Annotated in this window: 18 protein-coding genes; 10 read left to right on the top strand and 8 right to left on the bottom strand. The window is 72.1% G+C overall.

Annotated elements, in window-relative coordinates; genetic code table 11:
• Positions 1-218: 218 nt before the first annotated feature.
• Both ACWGJB_RS28570 and ACWGJB_RS28565 read left to right on the top strand, forming a co-directional pair.
• Positions 219-1,532, top strand: a complete 1,314-nt coding sequence (locus ACWGJB_RS28570) for an amidohydrolase family protein (protein WP_453382939.1) — start codon at positions 219-221, stop codon at positions 1,530-1,532.
• On the top strand, positions 1,529-2,611 hold the full coding sequence (locus tag ACWGJB_RS28565) for a dipeptidase (protein ID WP_453382938.1): 1,083 nt from the start codon (positions 1,529-1,531) through the stop codon (positions 2,609-2,611). Before ACWGJB_RS28570 ends, ACWGJB_RS28565 begins: the two co-directional genes overlap by 4 nt.
• 139 nt (positions 2,612-2,750) lie before the next feature.
• On the opposite strand, the gene ACWGJB_RS28560 is transcribed toward ACWGJB_RS28565, so the two are convergent.
• Positions 2,751-3,962, bottom strand: coding sequence for an MFS transporter (locus tag ACWGJB_RS28560; protein ID WP_453382937.1), 1,212 nt, complete (start codon positions 3,960-3,962; stop codon positions 2,751-2,753).
• A gap of 54 nt (positions 3,963-4,016) precedes the next feature.
• On the opposite strand from ACWGJB_RS28560, the gene ACWGJB_RS28555 reads away from it, so the two are divergent.
• Positions 4,017-4,760 carry an AraC family transcriptional regulator gene (locus tag ACWGJB_RS28555; protein ID WP_360477911.1) on the top strand — a complete coding sequence of 248 codons (744 nt, stop codon included), beginning with the start codon at positions 4,017-4,019 and terminating at the stop codon, positions 4,758-4,760.
• A 46-nt stretch (positions 4,761-4,806) separates the two neighbouring features.
• Here ACWGJB_RS28555 and ACWGJB_RS28550 read toward each other — a convergent pair whose 3' ends face one another.
• Entirely contained in the window at positions 4,807-6,003 is a 1,197-nt protein-coding gene (locus ACWGJB_RS28550; RefSeq protein ID WP_453382936.1) for an MFS transporter, read from the bottom strand.
• A gap of 115 nt (positions 6,004-6,118) precedes the next feature.
• Between ACWGJB_RS28550 and ACWGJB_RS28545 the strand changes: the two genes are divergently transcribed.
• The gene (locus ACWGJB_RS28545; RefSeq protein ID WP_453382935.1) at positions 6,119-6,700 is read left to right on the top strand and encodes a TetR/AcrR family transcriptional regulator; all 582 of its coding nucleotides are present in this window, start codon (positions 6,119-6,121) and stop codon (positions 6,698-6,700) included.
• A gap of 24 nt (positions 6,701-6,724) precedes the next feature.
• Here ACWGJB_RS28545 and ACWGJB_RS28540 read toward each other — a convergent pair whose 3' ends face one another.
• Together ACWGJB_RS28540 and ACWGJB_RS28535 are read right to left on the bottom strand one after the other, a co-directional pair.
• Complete coding sequence (locus ACWGJB_RS28540; protein WP_453382934.1) at positions 6,725-7,582, bottom strand: DMT family transporter; 858 nt, start codon at positions 7,580-7,582, stop codon at positions 6,725-6,727.
• 144 nt (positions 7,583-7,726) lie between these two features.
• On the bottom strand, positions 7,727-9,499 hold the full coding sequence (locus tag ACWGJB_RS28535; RefSeq protein WP_453382933.1) for an ABC transporter ATP-binding protein: 1,773 nt from the start codon (positions 9,497-9,499) through the stop codon (positions 7,727-7,729).
• A 207-nt stretch (positions 9,500-9,706) separates the two neighbouring features.
• Here ACWGJB_RS28535 and ACWGJB_RS28530 point away from each other — a divergent pair, with 207 nt between their 5' ends.
• Positions 9,707-9,970, top strand: a complete 264-nt coding sequence (locus ACWGJB_RS28530) for a DUF2630 family protein (protein WP_453382932.1) — start codon at positions 9,707-9,709, stop codon at positions 9,968-9,970.
• A gap of 136 nt (positions 9,971-10,106) precedes the next feature.
• Positions 10,107-11,114: an amidohydrolase family protein gene (locus ACWGJB_RS28525; protein WP_453382931.1), complete on the top strand. Its 1,008-nt coding sequence runs from the start codon at positions 10,107-10,109 to the stop codon at positions 11,112-11,114.
• 24 nt (positions 11,115-11,138) lie between these two features.
• Here ACWGJB_RS28525 and ACWGJB_RS28520 read toward each other — a convergent pair whose 3' ends face one another.
• Positions 11,139-11,321 (bottom strand): hypothetical protein, encoded by a 183-nt coding sequence (locus ACWGJB_RS28520; protein WP_453382930.1) that lies wholly within the window; start codon positions 11,319-11,321, stop codon positions 11,139-11,141.
• Between the two features lie 46 nt (positions 11,322-11,367).
• The gene (locus ACWGJB_RS28515; RefSeq protein ID WP_453382929.1) at positions 11,368-11,997 is read right to left on the bottom strand and encodes a TetR/AcrR family transcriptional regulator; all 630 of its coding nucleotides are present in this window, start codon (positions 11,995-11,997) and stop codon (positions 11,368-11,370) included.
• A gap of 83 nt (positions 11,998-12,080) precedes the next feature.
• Here ACWGJB_RS28515 and ACWGJB_RS28510 point away from each other — a divergent pair, with 83 nt between their 5' ends.
• Genes ACWGJB_RS28510 through ACWGJB_RS28495 form a run of 4 tightly spaced genes read left to right on the top strand, consistent with a single transcriptional unit; the run spans position 12,081 to position 16,142 of the window.
• Positions 12,081-12,893 carry a sugar phosphate isomerase/epimerase family protein gene (locus ACWGJB_RS28510; RefSeq protein ID WP_453382928.1) on the top strand — a complete coding sequence of 271 codons (813 nt, stop codon included), beginning with the start codon at positions 12,081-12,083 and terminating at the stop codon, positions 12,891-12,893.
• Positions 12,893-14,011 (top strand): Gfo/Idh/MocA family protein, encoded by a 1,119-nt coding sequence (locus tag ACWGJB_RS28505; protein ID WP_453382927.1) that lies wholly within the window; start codon positions 12,893-12,895, stop codon positions 14,009-14,011. Before ACWGJB_RS28510 ends, ACWGJB_RS28505 begins: the two co-directional genes overlap by 1 nt.
• Entirely contained in the window at positions 14,008-15,132 is a 1,125-nt protein-coding gene (locus ACWGJB_RS28500; protein WP_453382926.1) for a Gfo/Idh/MocA family protein, read from the top strand. The genes ACWGJB_RS28505 and ACWGJB_RS28500 overlap by 4 nt, the downstream gene beginning before the upstream one ends.
• Complete coding sequence (locus ACWGJB_RS28495; RefSeq protein ID WP_453382925.1) at positions 15,129-16,142, top strand: sugar phosphate isomerase/epimerase family protein; 1,014 nt, start codon at positions 15,129-15,131, stop codon at positions 16,140-16,142. The genes ACWGJB_RS28500 and ACWGJB_RS28495 overlap by 4 nt, the downstream gene beginning before the upstream one ends.
• 82 nt (positions 16,143-16,224) lie before the next feature.
• Here ACWGJB_RS28495 and ACWGJB_RS28490 read toward each other — a convergent pair whose 3' ends face one another.
• Positions 16,225-16,914, bottom strand: a complete 690-nt coding sequence (locus tag ACWGJB_RS28490) for a DJ-1/PfpI family protein (RefSeq protein ID WP_453382924.1) — start codon at positions 16,912-16,914, stop codon at positions 16,225-16,227.
• A 155-nt stretch (positions 16,915-17,069) separates the two neighbouring features.
• The coding region (locus ACWGJB_RS28485; protein ID WP_453382923.1) for a ricin-type beta-trefoil lectin domain protein at positions 17,070-17,561 on the bottom strand (492 nt) is incomplete at its 5' end.

Genomic DNA, 17,561 nt, shown 5'->3' with positions numbered 1-17,561 from the left:
GGACCGGGGCGTCGTGATCCGCGTCCGGTGCGGTGGCCTGCCCGGCGTCCCGGCCCGCGCGCCGTCCGGCGTTCCGCCCAGCGTCGTGTTCGGCGTTCTGTCCGGTTCGGGCCTTGCGGTGATCCGTCGGTCACGGAGTACAGTACCTGCGTTTCATCACACGATACAGCTGTTACGTACAGCGTAACGGTGGACTGTCTCGCGGACCGAAGGTGACCATGACCGACCTGCCCCCGGGTGCCCCGACCCCCTGGGCCGCACCGCCCGCCGGAACCGTCACGGTCTACCGCGGCGCCACCCTCTTCGACGGCACCGGCGACCGGCCCCGTCCGGACACCACGATCGTCACGGACGGGGCCCGGATCCACACCGTCATGGGCGACGGCGATCAGCTTCCCCCGCTCGCCGCCGACGCACCCCGCGTCGACCTCGACGGGCGGTTCGTGCTCCCCGGTCTGATCGACACCCACCAGCACCTGGCCACCCCGCCCGACCGGCCCGTCGCCGAGGCGGTGCTCCGGCGCCTGGTGCACAGCGGGGTCACCGCCGTCCGTGACATGGCCGACGACCTGCGCCAGATCGGCGACCTCGCCCGGGCCACCCTGGTCGGCGAGATCCCCGGCCCCGACATCCGCTACGCGGCGCTCATGGCCGGGCCCACCTTCTTCGACGACCCGCGCACCCACGAGGTCTCCCGGGGAGCCGTACCCGGAGCCGTCCCCTGGATGCAGGCCGTCACCCCCGACACCGACCTCACGATCGCCGTCGCCCTGGCCCGTGGCACCCACGCCGCCGCGATCAAGGTCTATGCCGACCTGGACGCCGCGACCGTCGCCGCCGTCACCGCCGAGGCGCACCGTCAGGGCATCGCGGTCTGGGCGCACGCCACCGTCTTCCCGGCCGCGCCCGGCGAGGTCGTCGCCGCGGGCGTGGACAGCGTCTCGCATGTCACCCTGCTCGCCTTCGAGGACCCCACCGAGCCGTTGAGCAGCTACAAGACCAAGCCCCGGGTGGACCACGACCGTTTCGCCACGGGCGACGACCCGAAACTGGCCGCCCTCTTCGCCGAGATGCGCCGTAGCGGCACCGTCCTCGACGCCACCGCGTCCATGTGGACCAGTGACGAGCTCCGGGGGGACACCGCCGAGTCCGCCGAACGGGCCCGTCTCAACGCAGAGTTGGCGGCCGCCGTCACCGCCCAGGCACACCGCGCCGGAGTCGACGTCTGCACCGGCACGGATTTCGAGACCGACCCGGAGGACCCCTTCCCCGCGCTCTACGGCGAACTCGCCTTCCTCGTCGACCGCTGCGGCATCCCCGCCGCCGACGTCCTGCGCTCGGCGACCCTGGTCGGCGCCAGGGCCGCCGGCACCGAGGCGGACATGGGCAGCGTGGAACCCGGAAAACTCGCGAACTTCGCCGTCCTGGACGAGGACCCCCTCCAGGACATCGCCAACCTGCGCACCATCACCCTCACCGTGAAACGCGGCTGCCGCTTCGACCGCGCCGACTTCGAGAAGGACGCCAAGTGACCGCCACCCGCCCCGTGATCGTCAACGCGCTGGGACAGCTCGACAACCCCAACGCCCCCGCGGCACGGGCCGCCGCCACCCAGCTCAATCCCTCCAGCGGTCAACTCGCCGTCGACGCACGGGCGATCGCCGACGCCCACGCCTCCGGGCTGACCGCCGTCAACATCACCCTCGGCTACACCATGGGCGACCTGCCGCCGTACGAGCACACGCTCGAGGAGATAGCGGTCTGGGACGGGATCATCGACGCCCACCCGGCCGACCTGCTCAAGGTCCGTACGGCCGCCGACATCCGACGCGCCCACGACGAGCGGCGGATCGGCGTCGTCTACGGCTTCCAGAACGCGGTCGCCGTCGGCGAGGACCCCGCCCTCGTCGACGCCCGGGTCGCGGGCTTCGCGGAGGCCGGCGTACGGGTCGTCCAGCTCACCTACAACCAGGCGAACCGCCTCGGCGACGGTTCCATGGCCACCGCCAACCGTGGCCTGACCACCTTCGGGCGCCGGGTCGTCGAGGCCCTCAACGACCACCACCTGATGGTCGACCTCTCGCACAGCGGGGAGAACACCTGTCTGGACGCGGCCCGGCACTCCCGGCAGCCCGTCTCGATCAACCACACCGGCTGCCGTGCCCTGGCCGACCTGCCGCGCAACAAGACGGACGAGGAACTCCGGCTGGTCGCCGACCGAGGCGGCTTCGTCGGCATCTACTTCATGCCCTTCCTCAACCCGACCGGGCACGCGACCGCCACCGACGTCGTCGACCACATCGTGCACGCGGTCGACGTCTGCGGCGAGGACCACGTCGGCATCGGCACCGACGGCAGCGTCACCGCTGTGGACGATCTCGACGCCTATCGAGCGGCTCTCGCCGAACACGTCGCCGCCCGTCGGGCGGCCGGCGTCAGCGCGGCCGGCGAACGGGCCGACACCTACCCGTTCGTCGTGGACCTGCGCGGCGTGGACCAGTTCCGCGACCTGATCCGCCTCCTGGAGAAACGCGGCTACCATTCCGAACGCATCGAGAAGATCCTCGGCCGCAACTTCCTCGACTACGCCACCCGCGTCTGGCCGGCCTGAGCCTGTTCTTCGACGTCGCGCCTTCGGCGGCGGACGGTAGCGGGTCCGTGCGAGCAGGCGTCGTGCGCGACGCCGCCGGTCTGCGTACCGGCACAAGCTGACGTCGGCCCATCCGGGAGGGAGTGCGTGGCGGCTTCGGTCAGCGGCGTCCCGGTGCGGTCGCAACTGCGGCGTCGTCACCGTCCCCGGTACCGGACGCCGTGGCGCGCGGCCGAGTGCTGCCGGGCTCGCGCAGGGTGCCGAACAGCAGCCGGCTCAGCGCCGGCATCAGGACCAGCGGCGCCAGCGCGGTCTGCAGGGAGGTGGCGTCGGCGAGGCTGCCGAGGGCGGGTCCGGCCACGCCGCCGATGCTCACGGTCAGGCCGAGGGTGACCCCGCTGGCCGTCCCGATCCGCGTGGGCAGATAGTCCTGCCCGAGCGTCACCTGGAGCGAGAACGGCACATACAGGCCGACCGACGCCAGCGCCACGAACAGGTAGAGCGCCGGCCCCGGCACCCACACCACACCCGCGACGGCCACCACGGCCAGTACGTAGGACCAGCGGGAGACGGTCACCCGGTCCCAGCGGCCGGCCAGGGACCCGCCCAGCACGGAACCGCCCGCGCCCCCGAGGCAGAGCACCGTCAGGGCCGCGGTGCCGGCGGCGGTGCCACCGCCCGTGCGCTGCTCGGCGTAGAGCGAGATGAAGGTGCTCAGACCCACGAACGCGATCGACCGGAACACCACGGCCAGGGACAGCCGTACGAAGGACGCGACGTCGTCGGTCCCGGCCGGCACCGGCGCGGCGGTGCCGGGGGACCTGCCGGCGCGGAGCGCACGCAGCACCGGCAGGCACAGCGCGGTACCGGCCAGCGCCGGTATCACCAGTACCGGTGTCCAGCGCAGCCCGCCCGCGCCGACGACGGCACCCACCATCAGCGGTGCCAGCCCGAAGCCGATGTTGCCGCCGGTGGCGAACACCCCCATCGCGCTGTGGCTGCCCCGGCTGGCGATACGGGCGACCCGGGCGGACTCGGGATGGTAGGCGGCCACCCCCATCCCGGACAGGGCCATGAACACCAGGGTGAGCGGGTAGGAGCCGCTCACCCCGCTCAGCGCGACACCGGCACCGCTCAGCAGCGTGCTGACCGGCAGCAGCCAGGGCATCGGCCAGCGGTCGGTCAGCACCCCGAACAGCGGCTGCGCCACCGAGGAGAGTACGGTCGCCGCCAGTACGACACCGGAGGCGACCATGTAGGAGTAGCCGCGCTCGGAGACGTAGAACGGCAGCAGTGCCGCCACGGCACCTTGGTAGATGTCGACACAGGCATGGCCGGTGGACAGCAGAGTGATCGATGTATTCCTTCGCACCCCGCCATGCTCCGAGCCCGATGGCCTGTCGCGCTTCCGGTAATCTGCCAAGTGATGACGGAAATCCGCCACGAGGCCACCGCCCTCACCCACACCCGATCGCTGGCCGCGGGCCACGCCATCGACGCCCACCGGCACGACGACCACCAGATCGTCTACGCCGGCCGGGGCGTGGTGGCCGTGACGACCGGCGCGGGCTCCTGGGTCGCCCCCGGCAACCGCGCCATCTGGGTGCCGGCCGGTACCGTCCACGCGCACCGGGCCCACGGCGAACTCGAACTGCACTTCATCGGACTGCCCGCCACCGAGAATCCCCTGGCGCTCGGCGCCCCGACCGTGCTCGCCGTGGGCCCGCTGCTGCGCGAGCTGATCATCGCCTACACCCGTGGCGAGGACGACGACAGCCCCGAACGGGCCCGGCTGCGCGCCGTCCTGCTGGACCAGTTGCGGGCCTCACCGCAGCAGCCGCTGCACCTGCCCACCCCCACCGCGCCCCTGCTGCGCGACGTGTGCGCGATCCTCCAGGCCGACCCGGCCGACGGCCGCACGCTCAAGGAACTCGGCCGTGTCGTCGGGGCCGGTGACCGCACCCTGTCCCGGCTGTTCCGCGGCGACCTCGGCATGACCTTCCCGCAGTGGCGCACCCAGTTGCGCCTCCAGCACGCGCTGGTCCTGCTCGCCGAGCGGACCCCGGTGACGGCGGTGGCTCACGCCTGCGGGTGGTCGTCGGCCAGCGCGTTCATCGACGCTTTTCGGCGGGCCTTCGGCCACACCCCCGGTTCCCGGCCGGCGGAGTGACGCCGGGGACCCACCGCGGATCGGCGGCCCTCGCCGGTGCCGGCCCTCACCCGCGTGCCGGTTCCGCGTCCCGCACCCGCTGCGGCGACCGGGCCGCAGGCGTCGCGAACACGGCGGCCACCACCAGGGCGAGCACCAGGATCAGGGCGTGCCGCAGCCCGAAGTGCTCACCCAGGTAGCCGAGGGAGGGCGGGCCCACCAGGAAGGCGACGTAGCCGACGGTCGCGGCCAGCGCGACCCGGGCGGCGGAGTCGGCGCCGGAGTCGCCCGCCGCGGAGAGCGCGACGGGGAACCCGAGTGAGGCCCCGAGGCCCCACAGGACGGCGGCGGCAGCCGCCACGCCCTGGTTGTCGACGAAGATCACCAGGGCCAGTCCGGCGGCCCCGACGAGCGCGCTCCCGCACAGCGCCGCCGCCCGCCCGAACCGGTCGACGAAGCGCCCGCCGACGAAGCGTCCGAGGGTCATCGCGGCGGCGAACACCGCGTACACGGCCGAGCCAAGCGCGGCGTCGAAACCGTGCCCGTCCACCATGACCAGCGGCAGCCAGTCGTTCGCGGTGCCCTCGGCCATGGCGAGGGCGAGGATGACGCAGCCGATGAGCAGCAGCGTGGGGTCCTTCCACACCGCGGCCCGTGCGGTGCCCGGCCCGCGGCGCTCGGCGGCGGTCCGCCGGCCCACCTGGGAGGGGACGCTCCGGATCACCAGGGCTAGTGCGACAAGGACCACGGCCGCGACCGTGACGAGATGGACGAGCACGGGGAAGCCGACTGCTGTCAGACACATGCCGGCGACCGCGCCGACGACGGTGCCGAGACTGAAGAAGCCGTGCATGGCGGGCATCGTGGAGCGGCCGAGCAGCCGCTCCACCTCCGCGCCCTCCACGTTGAGGGCCACCTCGCCGCCGCCCATGCCGAGACCGAACAGACCGAGACCCAGGGTGACGCCGAGGTCGGCGCCGGCGGCGGCTCCGATGCCGATCAGCGCGGCACCGGCGGCGATCGCCGACGTGCCGGCGAGGATGACGAGCCGGGCGCCCCAGCGGGCCACCAGCGCGCCCGAGCACAGGATGCCGGCCATCGAGCCGACCGAGAGCCCGAACAGGATCAGCCCCATCTGCGCGGTGGAGGCGCCGAGCATGTCCCGCACGTCCGGGGTGCGGGTGACCCAGGAGGAGATGGTCAGGCCCGGGGCGAAGAACAGGACGAAGACGGCGGTACGGCGCCGGGCGAGGTCGGCGGTCATGGCTGCTGGCTCCAGATGTGCCCGATGGGTCCGTGCATGAGTCTGTACGAATGTACACACTGGCTTGTACATCCGTACACACTCGGTGCGTCGCAACCCATGGCAGATTGAGGGCGTGACCGGCACACGACGCGAGATCCCGAACGACCCCGGACGCAAGGAGCGCATTCTGGATGCGGCCCTCGACGTGATCGCCGAGGGCGGTGTGCACACGACCACCCATCGGAGGATCGCGGCGCGGGCGCAGGTCCCGCTCGGCTCGCTGACGTACTACTTCGACGGGATGGCGGACCTGCTGGCCCAGGCCTTCGCCCGCCTGTCGGACACCATGTCCCAGCTCTACCGGCGGACTCTGCAGTCCGCCGCGTCGACGGCGGAGGCCGAGGCGGCCGTCGTCGAGCTGATCTGCGGACCGGCGTACGCCACGGAACGCGACATGACGCTCATCTTCGAGATGTACGCCTACGCCAACCACAACGAGGCGGTGTCGGCGACCACCCGCACCTGGCTCGAACGCAGCAGGGACAGCCTCGCCCTGCACTTCACGCCCGGGGTGTCCCGCGCGCTCGACGCGCTGATCGAGGGCTGGCCGATGCACCGCGCCTTCGACGAGGCCCCCCTGGACCGGCGCCTGGTCACCGAGACCGTGCACGCGATCGTCACCGCCGCCCCGAGACTCACCGTCGACGGCCACTGAACCGCCCCCGCACGGCACGACGTCTCAGTGCACGACGTCCGTCAGGTGGGGTACGACGCGGGTCAGCCGTACCACGCCCCACGTGATCAGCCCGGCCCCGAGCGCCTCGGGCAGCAGCCACCAGCCGGTGCGCACCGACTCGCCGAACAGGGCGACGCCCAGCAGCAGGCTCACCGACGCGTCGCCGATGGTCAGCGCGGGCTGGGAGGCGACGAGCGGACCGGCCTGCAAGGAGTTCTCCAGGAGCATCAGCGCCGCGATCCCGGCGAGTGCGAAGCCGTAGGTCTGCCAGGTGGTGAGGAAGGCGGGCAGGCCCGCGTCGGCGAGCCGGCTGGTGGCCGACTTCATCAGCGCGGCCGTCAGCGCGTTGCCGATCGCGGCACCCGACGCCAGGGCCGCCGCGCGGAACAGCGGCGACGACGAGGACCGTTCGAGCAGCACGATGCCGGCGATGGCCCCCACGGTGAGGGCCAGGGCCGGGATCCAGCGCTGCATGGACGCCTGCTCCCGGCCGCCGGACGGGGCCGCCGAGCCGAGCAGGAGGGCCAGGCCGGACACCACCACCGCGATCGCCCACCAGCCCTGTGGGTTCGGGCGCCGGTGCATCAGCGGCATGGCGATGAGCAGGGCGAACGGCAGCTCCAGCATGAACAGCGGCTGGACCAGCGCCATCGGGCCGTTCACCAGGGCCAGCGCCTGGAACACCGCGGCCCCCACGACACCGGTGATCCCGATGGCCCAGGCGGGCCGCCGGGCCAGGGCGAGCAGCAGGCGCACCCCGCCCCCGCCGGGCAGCGTCGACGCGGCCTTCCGCTGGAAGGCCGTGCCCGTCGCATTGCTGACGGCGCCCAGGACGGCGAAGAGCACGGCGAGCACCATCATGGTTCCAGCATGCCGTGAGCGGGCCCGGCGCTCTCTCCGAGGGCGTCACGCGGGCCGCCCCCGGCCGCTGCGGTCTCCCGCATGCCGGTAGGTGAGTTCCGAGGACCGGGATGCCGGGTCGCCACAGGTCCCCGGCTGCGTCGGTCAGGCCACCTGCCCACCGTGCAGCGCGGTATAGACACCGCCCCGGTGCAGCAGTTCCTCGTGGGTGCCGATCTCGCGGATACGGCCGTCGTCCATCACCACGATGCGGTCGGCGCCACGGACGGTGGACAGCCGGTGGGCCACCACGAAGGTGGTACGACCGCGCAGCAGACGGGTCAGGGCCTGCTGCACCAGTGCCTCGGAGCGGGTGTCCAGCGCCGAGGTGGCCTCGTCCAGCACCAGGACCCGTGGATCACGGATCAACGCCCGAGCGATGGCGAGGCGTTGGCGCTGGCCGCCGGAGAGCCGGGCGCCGCGCTCGCCGACCACGGTGTCCAGGCCCTGGGGCAGCTCGTCCACGAACTCCAGCGCGTTGGCGTCGCGCAGCGCCGCGCGCACCGCCCCCTCGTCGGCCTCGTCCTCCATGCCGTAGGCGACGTTCTCCCGGATGGTGCCGTCGAAGAGGATCGACTCCTGCGGCACGACCGAGACGAACCGCCGGTAGGTGCGCAGATCGAGGCCGCTCATGTCGGTGCCGTCCAGGAGCAGCCGGCCTGCGGTGGGCCGGATGAAGCCGATGACGAGGTTGAGCACGGTGGACTTGCCGGCACCCGAGGCGCCCACCAGGGCGACGGTCTCGCCCGGCACCACATCGAGGGTGAAGTCGGCCACCGCCGCGCGGTCGGTGTCCTCGTAGGCGAAGCCGACCCGGTCGAACACGACGGCACCGCGGACGGCGGTGACCTCCGCCCTGCCCTCGTTGTCCTCCAGCTCGGGCGCCTGCAGCACCTCACCGACCGAACGCACCGACTCCAGCCCCTTGGTGACGACCGGCGCCAGACTCGTCAGCGTCGTCGTGGAGTTGGTGAGGGTGGTCAGGAAGGCGCTGAGCATGACGACGTCACCGGCGGAGACGCCCCACACGCCGTAGTACGACACCAGCGCGGCGGCGGCGAGCACGGCGACGCCGATCACGTTGAGGACCACCCAGGCCAGCGAGCCGAAGCGGCCGTTGACCAGGTCCAGGCGCATCCCGGAGGTGAGCAGCCGGCTCAGGGTGCCGTCCATGCGGCGCAGTGCCTTGCCCTCCAGACCGTGGGCGCGGGTGACCGGGATGAGCCGCGTCATCTCGGTCACCCGGGAGGACAGGGTCTCCACCTCGTGCCGGAAGTGCTCGTTGTGGGTCCGCAGCCGCGACCGGAGCCGGGCCACGATCAGGGTCGCGCCCGGCACCACGACCAGGAAGACAGGCAGGAACTCCGGTGTGCGGACGGCGATGATCACCAGCCCGCCGGTCAGCACGGTCAGCGCGCCCAGGCCCTGTTCGGCGGTCTGCTGGACCATCTGCTCGACGGTCTCGACGTCCCGCACTACCTTGGCCTGGAGGACACCGGCGCTGACCCGGGAGTGGTAGCCGATGGACAGTTGTTGCATGCGGGTGCACAGCGCCGAGCGCAGCGTGGTGCCCATCCGGCGCACGCTGCCGTAGAGCAGCCGCACATACAGCACATGCAGCGGGTAGTTGACCAGCAGGATCGCCATGATGATCCCCACGGCCGTCCAGAGCCGGGATATCTCCCGGTGCTGTACGACCGTGTCCACGACCGAGGCGGTGATCAGCGGCAGGAGCCAGATGGGGCTGTGCTTGACGGTGAACACGAGGACCGCCGCCGTCAGGCTGCGGCGGTCGGCGCGTAGGAGGTACCGGAGGGTGCGGATGGGGTGTTCGCCCCGGTAGCGGTGGTCGAGCGGTCGTTCCGACGTCGACGCCATCGGCGGTGGTCCTCCCTGCGCTTCCGGCTTGCGGCAACCGCTTTCCGCCGGTCACCGTACACCCGGCGCCCGACGGCCAGGCAGGTGCGGTCGACCGACCGATGCGGCTGGGGGCCGAGTGGGAGAAGGTGGGGGAGAGGGGCGGACGAAACGGCGAGCGTCCCGTCGTAGGGGTGATCCGCCCCCGTCGCCAGGAAAGAGGCAGCCATGACAGGACCAGAGGCCGAGGCCGAGAAGCAGATACTCGGCCGTATCACGGAAATGATCAGCCAGGAGAAGGACCTGCGTGAGCGCCTGGCGCAGGAGGAGATCGACGGAACGACCGAGCACGCCCGCCTGGCTCACCTGGAGACCGAGCTCGACCAGTGCTGGGACCTGCTCCGGCAGCGCCGGGCCAGGGTCGCGGCGGGGCAGGACCCGACCGAGGCGAACGTCCGCTCGGCGTCCGAGGTGGAGGGCTACCTGTCCTGAGGACCGCACGGGCCTCGGCCTGATGTGCCGGGAGGACGGCCCCCGCACGACGGGGTGCCGCCCTCCCGCCCGCACGGTGGACGGACCGTGGGCGAAGACCCTGGACTCGGCGTTCACCAGCACCGATCGTGGGGGTATGAACGATCACCGCGCAGCCTCCGCCGGCCCCGCCGAACCGGTCCCCGTCCAGGCACCCTCCGACCGCCCGGGAGTACCGGTGCCGGGCGATGCCACCGGCGCGCCGGAGGGCATGAGCGAGGCGGCCGCGCGCGCGGAGGCCGCCGAGATCCGCCGTTTCCGGGAGCGGCTCGGACTGACCGGACTGGTCGACGTCCACACGCACTTCATGCCCGAGCGTGTCCTGCACAAGGTCTGGAACTACTTCGACACGAACGGCGAGTCGCTCGGCGGACTGGAATGGCCGATCACCTACCGGAAGGAGGAGGCGGAACGCACCGCCCTGCTCCGGGAGTTCGGTGTCCGGGCCTTCACCGCGATGCTCTACCCGCACAAGCCCGGCATGGCGACGTGGCTGAACGCGTGGGCCGCCGACTTCGCCCTGCGCACCCCCGACTGTCTGCACACCGCGACCCTGTACCCCGAACCGGGCGTGGAGACGTACGTCCGCGAGGCCGTCGAAGCAGGCGCCCGGGTCTTCAAGGCGCATGTCCAGGTGGGGGCGTACGATCCGGCCGACGAACTCCTCCAGCAGGCGTGGGGACTGCTGGCCGAGGCCGGGATTCCCGTGGTGATCCACTGCGGTTCCGGTCCCACGCCCGGCGAGCACACCGGCCCCGAGCCGGTCGAACGGGTGCTGGCGCGGCATCCGGGGCTGCGGCTGATCGTCGCCCACATGGGGATGGCGGAGTACGAGGACTTCCTCGGCCTCGCCGAACGGTTCGAGGAGGTGCGGCTGGACACGACGATGGCGTTCACCGACTTCACCGAGCGGTTCATGCCGTTCCCCCGCGGCGCCCTGTCCCGGGTCGCCGACCTGGGCGACCGCATCCTGCTCGGATCCGACTTCCCCAACATCCCCTATCCGTACGTGCACCAGCTCCATGCCCTGGAACGTCTGGACCTCGGACAGGAGTGGCTGCGGGCGGTGTGCCACGACAACGCGGCCCGGTTGTTCGGGCTGTGACCGGGCCGCGGTCACCGCGCCCGGTCAGGCCGGTGGAGGTACCGGCGCGGCGACGACGGCGACGCCCGCCTCCTGCCTCTCGAAGAGCCCGATCGGCTCCGGCAGGGCGACCGGGCCGCCGGTGTGGTCGATGTCCGGGATCACTTCCCGGGAGTCCGGGTCGCGTGAGGGAATCGCGCTGATCCACATGCGGGCGGAGCCGTCCATGGCCGGCATTCGAGCACACCGCTCCCGGGCTGTTCCCGGCGCCGGACTAAGGCAGTTCGACGCTGATGAGACCGCGCAGCAGCTTGCGCAGGTGGTCCGGCATGTCGATGTCGTCCGGGCTGAGCAGCCACTGGATCTGCAGGCCGTCGATGAACGCGATCAGGTCCGCCGCCAGCCCCGACGCGTCCACGTGGGGGCGCAGCAGATCGCGCCGTACCAGGTCGTCGACGGCCAACTGCATCTGCCGGCGGGTGCGTTCGTAGCGGGCGACGAAGTACGGGCGTGCCGGGTGGTCGGCCGCGGTCGCCTCGCTCGACAGGACGGCGAACAGGCTCACGATCAGCGGGTTGGCCTGGTTGTGCGCGACGAGCCGGATCATGCTGGCGAAGTACTCCAGGCCGTCGTGGTTCACCGCGCCCGAACGGAAGAAGTGCGCGTCGTCCTGGCGCTCCCGTTCCTCCAGAACCGCTTCGAGCAGTGACTCCTTCGTCGGGAAGTGGTGGAGCAGGCCGGCGCGCGAGACATCGCAGGCCGCGGCGAGCTGGACCATGCTCGCGTTGCGGTAGCCGACCTGCCCGAACGCGGTGAACGCGGCCTCGATGATCTGGGCGCGCCGGCGTTCCCCCTTGGGGTAGTTCCGTGGGGCCGTCCCCTGCCGCGCGGTCGCCTTTGCCATACGGAGATGCTAATCGCCCTCTAGAAACCAGCACCCCTGTCGGTATTCTGTTGTGCGGTCGCCCGCATCGAGAGGAGCCCAACATGTCGACACCACGGATGTCGGTGCAGCTCTACTCCGTCCGTCACGCTCTGGAAGCCGACGAGGACGCGGCCCTGGGCCGCCTCGCCGCCCTGGGACTGAGCAAGGTCGAGGCCTTCGGCTTCGTGCACCGCGCCGGCGAACTGGCCGACGCGCTCGCCCGGCACGGCCTGTCCGCGCCGACCGGACACGCCGGTTTCCTCTCCCCGGAACGCGCCACGGCCGAGGGGGCACCCGCACCCACCCTTGACGAGACCTTCCGGGCCGCCCGCCGACTGGGCGTGGAGATCCTCTTCGACCCGTTCGTCCCCGCCGCCCGCTGGGCCGACGAGACGGAGATCGCCCGTACCGCCGGGCTCCTGAACGAGGCCGCGAAACGGGCCGCCGACCACGGGCTCCGCGTCGGGTACCACAACCACTCGCAGGAGTTCGTCCACACCGTCGCCGGCGTCAACGCCTTCGACCGCTTCGCCGACCTGCTGGCCCCGGAAGTCGCCCTGGAAATAGACCTGTTCTGGGCCTCGGCCGGCGGCTACGACGTCGTGTCGCTGCTGAACCGCCTGGGTTCCCGGGTGCGCGCCCTGCATGTGAAGGACGGCCCCGTCATCGACGACCCGTTCACCTCCGGCGCCCCCTTCGACGCCGCCGACACCCGCCAGGTACCCGCGGGCCGGGGGGAGATACCGCTCGACGCCTCGCTGGCCGCGGCCCCGGACGCCGAGTACGCCGTCATCGAGTTCGACCACTACGACGGTGACATCTTCGAGGGCATCGCGGCGGGCGTCGCCTACCTCAACGGGAAGGGCATCGCCTGATGGCGGCACAGCACCCGGTCGGCGTCGGCCTCGTCGGCGCCGGCAACATCAGCGACCAGTACCTGACCAACCTCACCCGCTTCCCCGACCTGCACGTGGCCGTCGTGGGCGACCTCGACACCGAGCGCGCCGAGACCCAGGCCCGCAAGTACGGGATCGAGGAGTGGGGCACCGCCGCGGACGTCCTCGCCCACCCGGACGTCGACATCGTCGTCAACCTGACCGTCCCCGCCGTCCACGCCGAGGTCAGCTCGGCGATCCTCGCCGCGGGCAAGCACGTCTGGTCCGAGAAGCCCATCGCCGTCGACCGGGCCGACGCCCGCGCCCTGCTCGACCGGGCGGCCGCTGCCGGGCTGCGGGTCGGAGTCGCCCCCGACACCGTGCTCGGCCCCGGACTGCAGACCGCCCTGCGGGCCGTCGCCCGAGGGGACATCGGCACCCCGCTGTCCGCACAGACCGTCATGCAGTATGCGGGACCCGACCTCTGGCACCCCGACCCCGAGTTCCTGTTCGCCAGGGGCGCCGGTCCGCTCTTCGACATGGGGCCCTACTACCTCACCGCCCTGGTCTGCCTGTTCGGCTCGGTCAGCCGGGTCGCCGCGGTCGGTTCCACCGCCCGGACGGTGCGCACGGTCAGGAGCGGCCGGCGGGCGGGCACCGAGTTCGCCGTCGCCGTACCCACCCATGTCTCCGCGCTCACCCAGTTCGAGAACGGCGGGGTCGGCCAGAGCGTGTTCAGCTTCGACTCCCCGCTCACCCGCACCGGGTTCGTCGAGATCACCGGCACCGAGGGCACGCTGGTGCTGCCCGACCCCAACACCTTCGCGGGAGAGGTGCGGATCACCCGGGTCCAGCAACGCGGCCAGGATCCCGTGTGGGAGACGGTCCCGCCGGTCGGCATCGAGGCCGGCCGCGGACTGGGCGTCCTGGACATGGCCCGGGCCATCCGCGGCGGACGCCCCCACATCGCCTCCGGTGACCTCGGCTACCACGTCCTGGACACCATGATCTCCGTCGACGAGTCCGTCACCTCCGGCCAGACCGTCCAAGTCGCCAGCGCCGCGGGCGAGATACCGCTCGTCCCCGAGGACCGGGACCCCTACGGAGCCACCCTGTGAGCCGCCCGCTGCGCGCCGGATTCATCGGCGGCGGCTTCATGGCGGCCGTGCACACCCGCGCGAGCCGGGCCGCCCGCGGCCGGCCGACCGCCCTCGCGAGCTCGACCCCCGAACGCGGCAAGCGGGCCGCCGAGGCCCTCGGCGTCGAACGCTCCGAACCGGACGCCCGCAGCCTCACCACGGCCGGCGACCTCGACGTCGTCCATGTGTGCAGCCCGAACCGCCTGCACACCGAACACACCCTGGCGGCACTGGCCGCGGGCGCGCACGTCATCTGCGAGAAGCCCCTGGCCACCACCGTGGCGGACGCCGAACTACTGGTCCGGGCCGCCCGAGAGGCCGGCCGGGTGGCGGCGGTCCCCTTCGTCTACCGCTACCACCCGATGGCCCGGCAGGCCCGCGCCCTGGTGGCGGCCGGCCGGCTCGGCACCGTCCTCACGCTGGACGCCGGCTACCTCCAGGACTGGCTCCTGGACCCCGGCGACACCAACTGGCGCGCCGACCCGGAAGCGGGCGGCGCCTCCCGGGCCTTCGCCGACATCGGCTCACACCTGTGCGACCTCGTCGAGTTCGTCTCCGGACAGCGCATCCACCGCCTGGCCGCCCGTACCCGGACCGTCTTCGCCGAGCGCGGCGGCACCCACGTCACCAACGAGGACACGGCCGCCCTCCTCGTCGAACTCGGCAACGGGGCACTGGGCACCCTGCTCGTCAGCCAGCTCGCCCCCGGCCGCAAGAACAGCCTCACCCTGGAACTCCACGGCACCCGGCAGAGCGTGCGCTTCGAACAGGAACGCCCCGAAGAACTGTGGATCGGCGGACGTGACGGATCGCAGCTGCTCCTGCGCGACCCCGGGACCGCCGCCCCCGACTCGGCCCGCCTGTCGGTGCTGCCTCCCGGCCACGCCCTCGGGTACCAGGACGCCTTCACGGCGTTCGTCACCGACGTCTACGACGCCGTACGGGGAAAGCACCCCGAGGGGATGCCGACGTTCGCCGACGGACTGCGCGCCGCACGGCTCACCGAGGCCGTCCTGGCCTCCGCCGCCGGACACGGCACCTGGATCGAGACCGCACCCGAGACGATCGGGACCGCACCCGCGACGGAGGACCGCACATGACCGCAGCCACCCACCCCGTCACCCTGTTCACCGGACAGTGGGCCGACCTCCCCTTCGAGGAGGTGGCCCGCCTCGCCGCGCAGTGGGGCTACGACGGACTGGAGATCGCCGCTTCGGGCGACCACCTCGACCTGCAGCGTGCCGACGAGGACGACGCCTACGCGGCGTCACGCCTGGAGATCCTCGACCGGCACGGCCTCAAGGTCCACGCCATCTCCAACCACCTGGCGGGCCAGGCCGTCTGTGACGCGCCCATCGACTTCCGCCACCAGGCGATCCTGCGCTCGTACGTCTGGGGCGACGGAGAGGCGGAAGGGGTACGGCAGCGCGCCGCCGAGGACATGAAGCGCGCCGCGCGGGTGGCCCGCAAACTGGGCGTGAACACAGTCGTCGGCTTCACCGGCTCCGCCATCTGGCCCTACGTCGCCATGTTCCCGCCGGTGCCGGCCACCGTCATCGAGGCCGGCTACGAGGACTTCGCCACCCGCTGGAACCCGATCCTCGACGTGTTCGACGCGGAGGGAGTGCGCTTCGCCCACGAGGTGCACCCCGGCGAGATCGCCTACGACTACTGGACCAGCGTCCGCACCCTGGAGGCGATCGGCCACCGCGAGGCCTTCGGCTTCAACTGGGACCCCAGCCACATGATGTGGCAGAACATCGACCCGGTCGGGTTCATCACCGACTTCAAGGACCGCATCTACCACGTCGACTGCAAGGACACCCGGCTGCGCCCGCGCAACGGCCGGGCCGGCGTCCTCGGCTCCCACCAGCCGTGGGGCGATCCGCGCCGGGGCTGGGACTTCGTCTCCACCGGCCACGGCGACGTCCCCTGGGAGGACGCCTTCCGCGCCCTGGAGTCCATCGGCTACGACGGCCCCATCTCCGTCGAATGGGAGGACGCCGGCATGGACCGCCTGCACGGCGCCGCGGAGGCGGTGACCTTCGTACGCTCGCTGCTGTGGCCCGTGCCGAAGGCATCCTTCGACGCCGCGTTCAGCAACCAGTAGCCGGGCCGCGGCCCGGCGAGTCCAGGACGGCCCCTGGCGCCGTCGGTGGGGTGCGGTACTGAGGGGAAAGCGGGGCGTCGACTCAGAACCGGGCGGGCTGCGGTCCGGTGTTCCGCCAGACGGTACCGCGGCGCTCATGGGCGAACAGCTCTTCGACGGCGTGCGCGACCCGTGGTCCGACCTCGCGCTCCAGCAGGTACAGGCCCAGGTCGAGCCCGGAGGTGACACCGGCGCCGGTGACGACGTCGCCGTCGTCGACCACGCGCGCGTGCACGGTGTGCGCGCCGGTGGCATCCAGCAGGTCGAGGCCCATGTGGTGCGTGGTGGCATGGCGTCCCTCCAGCAGACCGGCCATCGCCAGGACGACCGAGCCACCGCAGACCGCGGTGAGGGTCACGTCGGGATTGTCCGCCGCCGCCTTCAGCAGGGTGGGGAGGCCGGTGCTCAGCGTGCGGCCCAGCAGTTCGGGGACGGTGGGGTCCTCGCGCACCTCCGCGGCCCCGGCCTCGTGCTCGGGTACGTCACCGGGATCCCCGATCCGGCCTGCCGCACCCGGGATCAGCACCAGTCCAGCGCGGTCCGGGTCGAGTACGGCGGTGGCGCGCAGCGCGATCCCGGCGACGCCGCTGACCACGTCGCGCGGCCCTTCGGCGGAGACGAGCTCGACGGTTACTGCTTTGTCCGTGGCGGCGCCGCCGGCGGACAGCACCTCGTAGGGGGCGATGACATCGAGCGGATCGAAGCCGTCGAACAGGACGATCTGGGCGTGCATGCGGGCCCCTTCGGAGTGCGGAACACCCGGCCGCTGCCGGGCACGCACCGAACGTAACCAGCGGCCTCTTCACCGCCCAGTGGCATGGGTGACACCCTTCGACGGAAAAATGCCGCGGCCGGGAAGTGGAAGAGGCCCCTGGCCCGCGCCCGCGCTCAGCTCAGACTGAACTTCTGTGCGGTGGAGCTGTTGCAGTCCCAGATCTGCAGGCGGGTGCCGTTGGCGGTGGCGCCGCTGGGGGAGTCGAGGCAGCGTCCGGACTGGGGGTTGAGGAGGGAGCCGTCGGTTTGTTGGACCCATTTCTGGCCGCCGACCCCGTTGCAGTCCCACAGCTCCACCTTGGCGCCGTTGGCCGTGCCGTTGTTCTCGATGTCGAGGCACCGCCCCAGCGTGGCGAGCGAGTTGTCGGACCCGTGATACCAGTGCTGGTCGACCGCGTACGACTGGCAGCCCCACAGCTGTACGGCGGCCCCGTCGGTGCCGGTGTCGTCGGCGGCGACGTCCACGCACGTGCCGCCCGGACCCTTGACCGGCCCTCCGCCGTTCACCGAGAACTTCTGTGCGGTGGAGCTGTTGCAGTCCCAGATCTGCAGGCGGGTGCCGTTGGCGGTGGCGCCGCTGGGGGAGTCGAGGCAGCGTCCGGACTT

Source organism: Streptomyces sp. NPDC054813, from assembly GCF_053611365.1.
Note: the sequence above shows the minus strand (reverse complement) of the source record. Positions and strands in the feature narration are given on the sequence as shown.

Bases quoted from the DNA above. Each gene is read 5' to 3' on its own strand.
- ACWGJB_RS28535 (WP_453382933.1), bottom strand. From the start codon at position 9,499: ATGGCGTCGACGTCGGAACGACCGCTCGACCACCGCTACCGGGGCGAA.
- ACWGJB_RS28555 (WP_360477911.1), top strand. From the start codon at position 4,017: ATGACGGAAATCCGCCACGAGGCCACCGCCCTCACCCACACCCGATCG.
- ACWGJB_RS28490 (WP_453382924.1), bottom strand. From the start codon at position 16,914: ATGCACGCCCAGATCGTCCTGTTCGACGGCTTCGATCCGCTCGATGTC.
- ACWGJB_RS28515 (WP_453382929.1), bottom strand. From the start codon at position 11,997: ATGGCAAAGGCGACCGCGCGGCAGGGGACGGCCCCACGGAACTACCCC.
- ACWGJB_RS28525 (WP_453382931.1), top strand. From the start codon at position 10,107: ATGAACGATCACCGCGCAGCCTCCGCCGGCCCCGCCGAACCGGTCCCC.
- ACWGJB_RS28510 (WP_453382928.1), top strand. From the start codon at position 12,081: ATGTCGACACCACGGATGTCGGTGCAGCTCTACTCCGTCCGTCACGCT.
- ACWGJB_RS28530 (WP_453382932.1), top strand. From the start codon at position 9,707: ATGACAGGACCAGAGGCCGAGGCCGAGAAGCAGATACTCGGCCGTATC.
- ACWGJB_RS28505 (WP_453382927.1), top strand. From the start codon at position 12,893: ATGGCGGCACAGCACCCGGTCGGCGTCGGCCTCGTCGGCGCCGGCAAC.
- ACWGJB_RS28550 (WP_453382936.1), bottom strand. From the start codon at position 6,003: ATGACCGCCGACCTCGCCCGGCGCCGTACCGCCGTCTTCGTCCTGTTC.
- ACWGJB_RS28540 (WP_453382934.1), bottom strand. From the start codon at position 7,582: ATGATGGTGCTCGCCGTGCTCTTCGCCGTCCTGGGCGCCGTCAGCAAT.
- ACWGJB_RS28520 (WP_453382930.1), bottom strand. From the start codon at position 11,321: ATGGACGGCTCCGCCCGCATGTGGATCAGCGCGATTCCCTCACGCGAC.
- ACWGJB_RS28570 (WP_453382939.1), top strand. From the start codon at position 219: ATGACCGACCTGCCCCCGGGTGCCCCGACCCCCTGGGCCGCACCGCCC.
- ACWGJB_RS28495 (WP_453382925.1), top strand. From the start codon at position 15,129: ATGACCGCAGCCACCCACCCCGTCACCCTGTTCACCGGACAGTGGGCC.